Origin of the sequence: Nostoc sp., assembly GCF_036917635.1 — a bacterium.
GTDB lineage: Bacteria > Cyanobacteriota > Cyanobacteriia > Cyanobacteriales > Nostocaceae > Nostoc.
The window spans coordinates 125,936-136,605 of sequence record NZ_JBALCW010000038.1; the positions used below are offsets into that span (position 1 = coordinate 125,936).

The window sequence follows — 10,670 nt, forward strand, 5'->3', positions numbered from 1 at the left end:
AACTTGCCAAATCGCGCTTTTTTCATCTAACCTATTTGATAAAATTACAATGGCTAGTAAGAAGAATACGATGCTACGACGGGCTATCCCTAGCAATACCCGTCAAATTCTTATCGTCATCAAATAATCAAGTTTTGATAAGTTGTAAATTATGACATTATCTATTCAGCCAAGCACAGTACTAAGTGTAGAAAAGTTCTTACAACTACCAGAGACAAAACCAGCAAGTGAGTATTTGAACGGGCAAATATACCAAAAACCTATGCCACAAGGAGAACACAGTACGTTACAAAGCAGTTTAGTCACAGCTATTAACGAGATTGCTAAACCGCAAAAAATTGCTTATGCTTTTCCTGAATTACGTTGTACATTTGAAGGTCGTTCAATAGTACCAGATATTGCCGTTTTTGAATGGCCAAGAATTCCATTGCTTTCTAATGGAAGAATTACAAATAAATTTGAGATTCCCCCAGATTGGATAATCGAAATTCTCTCACCGGAACAATCACCCAACCGAGTTATCCGCAAAATTACATTTTCTCTTCAAAATGGAGCAAAGTTAGGTTGGTTGCTCGATTCTGCTGATGAGTCAATCATGATCTTTGAACCCAAGAAATTACCAGAATTAAAAGAAAATCAAGATATCTTACCAGTTTTGAGTGTTATTGAAAATTGGCAATTAACAGTTGCAGACGTATTTAGTTGGTTGAGTTTTATTTGAATAAAGCATTTATAACAAAAAAATTCAGGAGCAAAGCCAAAGAGCCTTCCGTTAGCTCCGACCAGAATTCAAGAGTAAAACACGCTTTATTCCTCTCATAGAATTGGTATGACTATTGACTAATCCCAGTAGCTTGATTTACTTGGCATTCGCTGCACAACCCAAAAAACTCTAGGGTGTGGTAAAAAACTTTAAACTTATGACTGGATTGTAACTGGTCTTCTAGGTCATGAACTGGGCATTGATTAATCGGAATTGAGACACCACATTGCAAGCAAGTAAGATGGTGTTTGTCTTGCTGCGCTAGGCTATAGAGGGCTTCACCATTAGCCAAATTCCGCACTTGTACCATACCTTCGAGTTTTAGGGCTTCTAGGGAACGGTAAACTGTTGCTAAACCCATGCTCTGATTGGTGTTACGTAGTTCTACATAAATATCCTGGGCGGAAATGCCTTTTTTGATGGTTTTCAGTAGATTGAAAATACGCTCTTGACTGCGGGTGCGTATGGCTCTCATAGACAATTATTTTAATATGCCACTGTAGTTGAAGCTGTTAGATGGGCTAATTGATAAATTAACTTTAACTGCTTTGTAATCTTATTTTCACTCAGTTGGAACAGAAAGTTATAGTATAGCGATCGCAGCATTCAGCAAAAGCCCGTGCAAACTAAGTATTTAGCCAAAATTTTCGTAACGCTTCGTCCTTCAGTCTTAGACCCTGCTGGCGTGGCTGTACAATCCGGTCTTCAGCAAATGGGATACGATAACGTTGACCAGCTGCGGATTGGTAAGTACATTGAACTCACCATTACCTCCACTGAAGAGAAAAAAGCGCGTCAAGACCTCGATCAAATTTGTAACCAAATGCTAGCAAATCCCGTGATTGAAAATTACCGCTTTGATTTGATTGAGGTCGAAACCCAGACTGGGGTATTTTAGCATCCATGATAGTTTAGGATAAAGCGCATTTTGTCAATGAGTTAAAGTACTCAACATAGAAATGATAATCGTGTAAAGGAGAGGGAGAGTATGCGAGCGGCACTGGCATACTTTCCCTCTTTTTGATTATCATTATTTTAAAAGTCTTTGACAGCTTAAATATTATATAAAAAAGTTATAAAAAAGTATTGTAACGATAGAATATTCTTGTAAAAAATAAGCTTCCTTCTCAGGTAAATTCAATTATTAAGGGACTGACAAATAAAAAAATGTTCCAAAACTGACGCAAAAAGTCTCTCTATTTCTTCTCTCTGCCTTCTCTGTGTCTGGAGTGGTTCGTTTATGGGAATAATTTATTTCTTGGAAGTCCCTAAGCTGAAATATGTGCAAAATCGGAGGGAACAAAAATGTGGTTTTTTAAAAAAGGTTATTTGGTGAGTTTGTTGGCTGGAGTCATCAGCTTAGTGGCGAACCAAGCTTTGGCAGTAACGGGGCCAGGAGCTAGTATGAAGAATTCCTTTCCCAAAGACAATTCATGTTTAAGCACTTTGAATTATGGAGGAATTACCAATAACTGTAATTACAGTGTTGAACTTGTAGGAACCCTACAACTGTCAGCAGGTTATCATGCAACGTCAATTTATCAAATTTATGGAAATAATAGCTGGTGTCAAACAGTTTCGATTAATGGTGTTGGAAACGGTAACTTTGTTGGTTCTCAAGTTTATACTACCTCTGGGCCAAAAGTTTGGCAAACTCTGAATCTCGGCAACCTTTATGTCTATGAGGGTTCAGGGGTAATCTTTCGGTGTTCGCTCGAAGCTGGTGGGAGTATAGGCACTTTCACAGCGCAGTAAGGTTCCTGAAGGTATACATTTAGAGCTTTTACCTACATAACATACGCATGATTGAAGGCTGTTAGGTAGTGGCACTAGTAGCAGACATGATGTATATTAAAGAGTTGTTATCCAGTTTAAAGAGCCAGTTGTCATTGACTCAAATCCTTTCTTAAATAGGGTTTTAAAAGTGGGTATTACTTCTTTAAATTCGACATTAAACTTTATCTAAGTTGAGAACCGTAGTTTTCACCCTCTCCCTAAATCCCTCTCCCAGATTTGGGAGAGGGAGTTTGAAATTCTGGCTCCCCGAATCCTAGATTTGGGATTCGGGGTTGGGGGATGAGGGCAAATCCTTTTCATCATGGAAGAACTATAGATTTCCAGATAGACGTGGTTTAATTAATTATTTAATACACACCTTATGCCTGACTCCCCACTCCCATTAACTAATCATGAAATTCGGCGTTATTGTTTTTCCCGGTTCTAATTGCGATCGCGATGTTGCTTATGTAACCAGAGATTTGCTTTTACAACCGACTCGCATGGTTTGGCATCAAGAAACGGACATTACTGATTTAGATGTTGTGATTATCCCTGGTGGTTTTAGTTACGGGGATTATCTGCGCTGTGGTGCGATCGCCCGTTTTTCACCCGTGATGCAGCAGGTTATCGAACATGTCCAAAAGGGTAAGTTTGTAATCGGTATTTGCAACGGTTTTCAGGTATTAACTGAAGCTGGACTTTTGCCAGGGATATTGACTAGAAATCGGGATTTGCATTTTATCTGCGATCGCGTCCCCTTAAAAGTTGAGCGGACTAATCTCCCTTGGACGCAAGCTTATACGACTGGTGAAGTTATCACTTTGCCCATTGCCCACGGAGAGGGGCAATTCTACGCTGACGCAGCCACTCTTGCAGAAATTGAAGATAACGGGCAAGTTGTGTTTCGCTATGAAGGTGAGAATCCCAATGGTTCACTGAACAACATTGCCGGAATTTGCGATCGCCAGGGCAATGTGTTGGGGATGATGCCGCACCCAGAAAGAGCATCTGACGCGATGCTGGGGAATAGCGATGGCTTAAGGCTGTTTCAGGGATTGTTAGAGAAGGTAGCGGCATTAGCCTAGAGCAAATATCGGGCGACTAGGTTGGGTATTTTGCGATCGCTGTCTGAAAGATAGAGTAAGATTCTTCTACAAACCGCGATCGCTCGAATCAATAATTAGCAACTTGGGTTATTTCGGCAAAATTCTAAGTTGGCTCACCATCCCCAAGTACCAGGAGCGCCTTTGAAAGGCCCAACAATATCACTGGTGACCCAACCGCCGTAGAAGTTACCTGGCTGTGGTTGCACTTCTTCGCCATTCACGTAGCATTTATCCATTAAATGAGCATAAAAAGCTACATAGTCCTTCATAGCTCCAAAAGCTAGTGTAGGGCTAGGGTAGAACCAGGCAGCATTATGGACTTCTTTTTCACCAATTCGGATTGTGTAGTAACCAGCACTTCCCTTCCACTCGCAAAAGCTAGATTGCGGTGTCAGCTGCAAATATTCCATTTTGATATCCGCAGGGGGAATGTAGTAAGAAGGAGGATGACTAGTTTCTAAAACACGTTTGGCGTTGTGGGTATCTGCAATTCTTACGCCGTTAAAGATTATTTGGATATGTTTACTTGTGTCCTCCAGACGAGGAGGACGGGGGTAATCCCAAACTGATTCTTGTCCGGGAGCGGGTTCAATGCGTTGAAAATTAACCATCCTAAAATCTTGATGTCAAAATAACTGATAAGCTAAACCACATCTAGTTTGCATAATTTGAAATTGTACATTTTTTGTGGGGTGGGCGACACGAGCGCCCAATATATGCAAGTTAAATGTGGAACAGCTTAACTGTTGACTGTTCACTGATTTAACTGCTGTCAGTGGGTTTAAGTCCCCCGGTTCTAAAAATAAGCAAGTTTTGTGTTGGAGTCTGCGAATGCAAAGTTGCTCCTCTACAGCGCTTCGCGCATCCTGCGGCGGGGGAAACCCCAAGCCCGCAATGCAGCGCTAAATCCCCATTACAAAACAAAATTTACGAATTACGAATTACGAATTACGAATTATTTAACGTACCTCTTTAAGGGTATCAATTTGCTTGGTAAACATCTCAGTGAATAAACTAAGCACAGTCCGTTCTTCGCGCACTTTTATATTGGCACTGATGGACATACCTGATTGCAAGTTGACGTTTTTACCCTTAATCACTAAGGATTGTCTATCTAAATGCAGCTTTGCCGGAAATCTATAAAACTGATGTGTTTGATCTGGCGGTAATGCGTCTGATCCTATGCCAAGCACTTCCCCTTTGATATCGCCAAATTCGCTGTAAGGAAAAGAGTCAATTCTGATATCTGCCCTCATCTTTTCTCGCACAAAACCAATATCTTTGTTAGTGATGAAAACTTCAGCTATATAGTTTTCATTTGGGACTATTTGTAGCAGTTTTGTAGTCGGAGTCGCTACGAATCCAGGGTTTTTTGCTTGTAAATCGAAAACTGTTCCGGCTACAGGCGCACGGAGTTCTTGATATTTAACGTTTAACTGTGCTTGAGAAATTTTACTATTGACATCTGCTAAACGCTGCTCATTCTCTAGCAAAACTTTAGTGAATTGGCTATCGATTTCGGCAATACGCTGTTTGTTATCACTTATCTTATCCAAAATGTTTTTATTAGATAGAGCCACCGTATTGCTTAACTCTTGTTGCCCTTTTTGTATATCAAACTGGAGGCGTTTTTCTTCCTCACCTAATTGCGCTACTTCTGCCGTGCGGTTTTGTACTTCTTGTTGCTGGTTGAGATACTGAAGCTGAGAAATACCACCTTCTTCTGATAATGTCTTAAGTTTACCTAAAATCCCGTCTTGAATAGCTAAACTGGCTTTACTATCTTGCAGTTTATATTTATTTTGAGCTAGTTGTTTTTTAGTTTTTTCTACTTCTAATCGTGCTGCTGAAGATCGAGAGTCTAATTCTTTTTTGGCAACTTGTAGAAGTTGTTGCTCATCAATTCCTAGTGCAGAATCTCCACCAGAATTTTTTAATTGAGTCCGTAATAATTCATTTTCTCCTACTAAACTTGCCCGACTTTTCAGTAGAAAAGCAGTTTCTTGTGGCAAATTACCACGCAAATATAACAGTTCAGATCCTGTGCCGTTACTTGCCCCCATCAATCGGCGATATATCTGGTTTTCTTTAGTTAATGCAATGCGAATTTTATTCAAAGAATTTAATTCAGCAACAGAAGCAATAGAATCAAAAGTCAGCAATAAATCTCCTGGTTTTACTTCTTGCCCATCTTTAACATTAACTGTTTTCACCACTCCACTCACAGGAGCCTGAACATCTTTGACTGTTCCTTCTGGTTTTAATTGCCCTGTTGCTGGAACTACTTGCTCAATTTTGGCAAAATAAGCCCAAAGAATTCCAAATAAGGCTAACGCCATGAGAGTAACCATGATTGTCCGCGACCAAATTGGAGATTGGCGCAAGACAATAGATTGCTCAAATTCCTGACTACTTGAGTTGATTAAAGACTGTTGAGCAGCTTTCTGTTGTTTTGTAAGTACTGGTGAATCTTGCTTGACTCCATTTTTCTGATTGCCGTTTTTCTGATTGCCGTTGACGTGATTCCCATTAAGTTGAGTCATAACGATTTTGGATTTTGGACTTGTCGTGAGCGTTTAGTCGAACGATTTTGGATTTTTTGTAGGGTGGGTACTATTTATCGATGCTGAAAACCTAGATTTTGATATTTGTGATAGTGCCTACTCTACGCTGATTTGCTTTGCCATGCCCCCAGCAATGAATAATTACACGTTCACATCTTGTTGCTGATACAGGTAAGAATAATGACCTTTAAGAGCCATTAGTTCGTGATGGCTGCCTTGTTCTATAACCCTGCTATTATCCATGACGACGATCATATCTGCATTACTCACGGTGTTCAATCGGTGAGTAATAAAAAATACTGTCTCACCCTTGAATGCTTTGGCTAAATTGAGACATATTTGCCGTTCTGTGGGATAATCTAAGGCGCTGGTTGCTTCATCTAAAACCAGTAATTTTGGTCGTTGTAAAACAGAGCGGGCGATCGCAATTCTTTGTCGTTGTCCCCCTGAAAGTGCAGAACCCCGTTCTCCCACCCGCGTGTTGTAACCGTTGGGTAAGTTCATGATAAATTCGTGGGCGCACGCAACCTGAGCCGCTTCGATAATTTCTTCGGTTGTCGCATCAGGATTCGTCAGGGCAATATTTTCCTGAACGCTACCGTCAAACAACAACGTTTCTTGGGGAACTACACCTATTTGTCGTCGCAGCGAATAGAGTTCCACTTTGGAAATATCATAACCATCAATCAAAATTCTGCCGGACTCAGTTTCGTAAAGTCTGAGTAATAACTTCATCATCGTACTTTTACCAGATCCACTTTGCCCGACAATGCCGATAAATTGACCTGCGAGAAATTCGAGGGTGACATTAGAAAGTTGCAGAGGTCCACTTGTGCCAAAGCGGAATGAAACATTTTCATATTTTACTCCTCCCTTGATCGTCGGTAAGGGTATATTGTAGCGGTCTGTTTCTCCTTCTTGTGGTGTATCGACAATATCGCCTAAACGCTCTATCGACAAGGCAGTTTCTTGGAAGCTTTGCCAGAGTTGAGCCAAGCGCAATATTGGGCTGGTGACGTAACCCGATATAATTCTAAAGGCAATTAATTCGCCTAAGGTTAATTCTCCTTTGAGTACTAGATAAGCTCCTACCCATAAAACTAGTAAGCTGCTGAGTTTATTGAGGAAGCTGCTAGTAGAATTGGCGAGGGTGGAAGTTACAACTGTTTTAAAACCAGCAGCAACAAACCGAGCGTAACGCTCTTGCCAGGAAAAGCGCGTTCGTAATTCAATATTTTGCGCTTTTACTGTTTGAATTCCTGACATCACCTCAACTAAATAAGATTGAGTTTCAGCGTTGCGTTCGGCTTTGCCACGTAATTGTCTGCTAATGGTGGGAGAAGCAATTAAGATGACAATGATAAATACCGGAATTGTGCTTAAGCCGACTAAGGTGAGTTGCCAACTGTAAATTAGCATCACACCGATATAAACCAGTGAAAACAAAGCATCTAATCCCACTGTTAAAGCAGTACCGGTGAGGAATTGACGAATATTTTCTAATTCGTTGATCCGAGTAGAAAGTTCACCCACCGGTCGGCGTTCAAAGTAGCGTAGTGGTAGACGTAGTAAATGGTCGATGATTTCCGACCCTAAACTCATATCGATCCGATTAGTGGTATCAACAAATAAGTAGGTTCTTAAGGTAGTGAGTACTGCTTCAAATACCCCGACTACTAATAGTAAAACTCCTAAAATATGTAGAGTGCCAATACTATTTTGAGTGATAACTTTGTCGATAATTACCTGGACGACCAAAGGGTTTGCCAACGCTGCCAACTGCACGAAAAATGAAGCGATAAAGACCTCTATCAGGACTCGACGATAGCGTGACAAATAGGGGAGAAACCACCGTATACCAAAGCGCTCTTGAGGTGTTTCTTTGGTAGCATTCAGCAATAATACCCTAACTTTGGGCGGAAAGTCGGTTGGATCAACATCTAATTGTTCAACCAATTGAGCGGGTTTGCAGCGGACAATTCCTTTGGATGGGACACCCACAACCACCGTATTTGCATCCACTTCATATAAAACGGCAAAATTATCACCGTAGCGAATCAGCGCCGGTGTTGGAATGCGCGTCACTGAGGCGATTGGTAGCTCTAACAACTGCGCCTTCAGTCCAATTAACTCTGCCAAGTAAGCAGTAACTTGAAACGATATGACACCCTGACGTTTGACTTGCTCAGTTAAGATGCGGCGAACCACTTCTCGACGAAACGGCATTTCTAGGTGCTTCGCGATCATTTGGAAGCAGGCGAAGGCTGTATTTAATTCTCCCTTACCACTAAAAAACGGGTATTTTTGTTTTGAGGAACTCTTTAAGGTTGGGGGGGCTGTCTGGGGAACTATTTCGTCTGATGCGTAGGGAATATCTAATTCCTCTTGGCTATCTAATTTGGTATTATTTACCGCAACTACTATCTCATGACTATCTTCCAAGATCAAATCTGACGGATGTATACCAACCAAGCGGGCGGGGTTTTGACTTATGACTTGGATATTGTCTCTGGCATTGTCTAATTCTATGCGATCGCCAGGTGAGAAATTCGTTACTGTGCCTCCGCCACTCAAAAACCAGACCCTTTCGCTATCGAGTTGGTTGAATGGAGTTGCTCCTGGAGGGAGGTAATGTATTTTCGCTTGTGGTAAAGCGTTTTCTGCCACTTCTTTAAAATTTAAAGTAGCAAGCGGTTGCTGTTTCCAATATGAGCTGAGAACATCAAAAACTTCCACCAAATAGCTGTGGTTCTTGCGAGCATTGGCAAAAGCTGGGTATAAACCCATAAAGCTAAAATATGCCGATGCATTCAAGGTTAAACATACTACTTCGGTGGAGGCGATCGCTGTTTCACAGGCGACATCGCGCAACAAACCAATTTCGCCGATAATTTCCCCCGCTTGCAGCAATTTTAGGGTAATTGGCAGTTGCGTCTGAGGATCGTATCCCAACAGCCGCACTTGTCCCTCATAAATGATCGTGATCTGTTGCGGGAGACTTTCTTTACCGATGATTTTCTGACCTATGCGATAGCGCCAAGCTTGCACCTGTTCTGATAGGTTAGCGATCGCCCCATCTGGTAAGTGATCAAACCCCTCTAGGGTGGTGACAAATTCGAGGAAACTGTTCTTGATATAAGTCATATAAAACAAGTAAAAGTGAGGAATTAAGCCGAAATTATTAGGGAGTTTTTTTTACTAACAGTGCCAGTGTTTGCTTTTATGCTATTAATGCTAAGACTTCTGTGGAATTCCTGTGTCTAAAGATGTCAAACTACAGAGGCGAGGTTCGACTAATTGCAGCCCATTTATATCACACCGTTACAATTGTTATGGCTTTTTCATAAAGTAAAGTGGAAATACATTGAGGATTAAGTTATCGCTTGATTAACTTACATATTTTATACACCATCTAACCCAGTATTTGTTATTGCAATTATCTAAAATAGACACTCATCATCAAACTAAGACACATAAATGCAGTTGTTAAATTTAGCGCCACCCATTTTAATCTATGGATAATCAACATGAAATTATCATAAATTCTTTTTTAAGTAAATACCCTAGTTAAGAATTATGTAATAAAAAAAACTTTAAATTTCTGAATTTTTCTGATAAATCCTTGAGTATAGGAATTGACACTATCACTGATGGCAAAAACGGTAAGCTTTTCTCGGTAACAGCGCCATACCCGATTTGTAAAAGAATTCCCCATCAATTTTTTGCTAGCTTAATTTAATAAAAATTAACTAGAAAAGTAAAGGTGAAGATTTTTTGTCAGCTTACAGTAATAACTATTAAATTTATGAAGCAAAGACAAGAAATGCCTTCAGTAAATTTACTGCTTTAATTAATATTGAGTCCATATAATCGGCATATATGAAACAATCCCATTTCACAATCAGTATTAATTTATTTTATTTTACTAAGTAATATATTTAGTTTAATATTATGCAGCATTGACACTTAAATTTACTTACACAATCACAGCGTTGTAATCTTTGTCACCACCATTTGCTAAATCTTCAAAACCAAAGGTGTTATTCGCTAAGGCCAGCCCCTACCCCTAGTGTTCTGTCCCATTAATTTTGCGGGGCTGCGAGATGCCCGACTTCTTCAAAAAGTCGGGCATCTGAACACCACGAACCTCTGAAAACTTTTGGGACACACCACTACAGACCACTAGTGTTGGGCTTAGTTTAATTGCCAACGCACAAAGCCGGAGGAGTGCGAATTGGTTTCATCTGGTGGGCGAGAGACTTCTTGCTGTTTCAGCTAACAAATATAAAAAATGAGGGAATATCATCCCTCGCATTTGCAAAATTGCCACAACTTAACTAATGAATAAATATTCAACCTAAGCTGTAAGTAAGTGGGCGCAAATAATCATCACTGGCTCGTAGTTGCGCTAAAGCGCAAGAGGGCGCAACTACGAGCCAAATACAGAGATTTTACTTT

9 protein-coding genes are annotated in these 10,670 nt (G+C 40.4%); 4 read left to right on the forward strand and 5 right to left on the reverse strand.

Annotated features, from left to right (window positions below):
- Positions 1-151 precede the first annotated feature (151 nt).
- Positions 152-721, forward strand: coding sequence for a Uma2 family endonuclease (locus V7K32_RS10860; protein WP_334992967.1), 570 nt, complete (start codon positions 152-154; stop codon positions 719-721).
- A gap of 112 nt (positions 722-833) precedes the next feature.
- Here V7K32_RS10860 and V7K32_RS10865 read toward each other — a convergent pair whose 3' ends face one another.
- Entirely contained in the window at positions 834-1,238 is a 405-nt protein-coding gene (locus V7K32_RS10865) for a Fur family transcriptional regulator (RefSeq protein ID WP_334992969.1), read from the reverse strand.
- Positions 1,239-1,382: 144 nt separating this feature from the next.
- Here V7K32_RS10865 and purS point away from each other — a divergent pair, with 144 nt between their 5' ends.
- The 3 genes from purS to purQ all read left to right on the forward strand — a co-directional run bounded on the left by purS (position 1,383) and on the right by purQ (position 3,627).
- Entirely contained in the window at positions 1,383-1,661 is a 279-nt protein-coding gene (gene purS, locus V7K32_RS10870) for a phosphoribosylformylglycinamidine synthase subunit PurS (protein WP_334992971.1), read from the forward strand.
- A gap of 407 nt (positions 1,662-2,068) precedes the next feature.
- Positions 2,069-2,518, forward strand: a complete 450-nt coding sequence (locus tag V7K32_RS10875; protein ID WP_334992973.1) for a hypothetical protein — start codon at positions 2,069-2,071, stop codon at positions 2,516-2,518.
- Between the two features lie 434 nt (positions 2,519-2,952).
- Positions 2,953-3,627 carry a phosphoribosylformylglycinamidine synthase subunit PurQ gene (gene purQ / locus V7K32_RS10880; protein WP_334992975.1) on the forward strand — a complete coding sequence of 225 codons (675 nt, stop codon included), beginning with the start codon at positions 2,953-2,955 and terminating at the stop codon, positions 3,625-3,627.
- 134 nt (positions 3,628-3,761) lie between these two features.
- Here the strand turns inward: purQ and V7K32_RS10885 are convergent, their stop codons facing one another.
- The 4 genes from V7K32_RS10885 to V7K32_RS28725 form a co-directional block, all read right to left on the reverse strand.
- Positions 3,762-4,259, reverse strand: coding sequence for a DUF427 domain-containing protein (locus V7K32_RS10885; RefSeq protein ID WP_334992977.1), 498 nt, complete (start codon positions 4,257-4,259; stop codon positions 3,762-3,764).
- A gap of 348 nt (positions 4,260-4,607) precedes the next feature.
- Positions 4,608-6,191 carry an HlyD family efflux transporter periplasmic adaptor subunit gene (locus tag V7K32_RS10890; protein WP_334992979.1) on the reverse strand — a complete coding sequence of 528 codons (1,584 nt, stop codon included), beginning with the start codon at positions 6,189-6,191 and terminating at the stop codon, positions 4,608-4,610.
- 162 nt (positions 6,192-6,353) lie between these two features.
- Positions 6,354-9,356, reverse strand: coding sequence for a peptidase domain-containing ABC transporter (locus tag V7K32_RS10895; RefSeq protein ID WP_334992981.1), 3,003 nt, complete (start codon positions 9,354-9,356; stop codon positions 6,354-6,356).
- Between the two features lie 832 nt (positions 9,357-10,188).
- Positions 10,189-10,269 (reverse strand): DUF4114 domain-containing protein, encoded by an 81-nt coding sequence (locus V7K32_RS28725; protein ID WP_442938722.1) that lies wholly within the window; start codon positions 10,267-10,269, stop codon positions 10,189-10,191.
- Between the last annotated feature and the right edge of the window lie 401 nt (positions 10,270-10,670).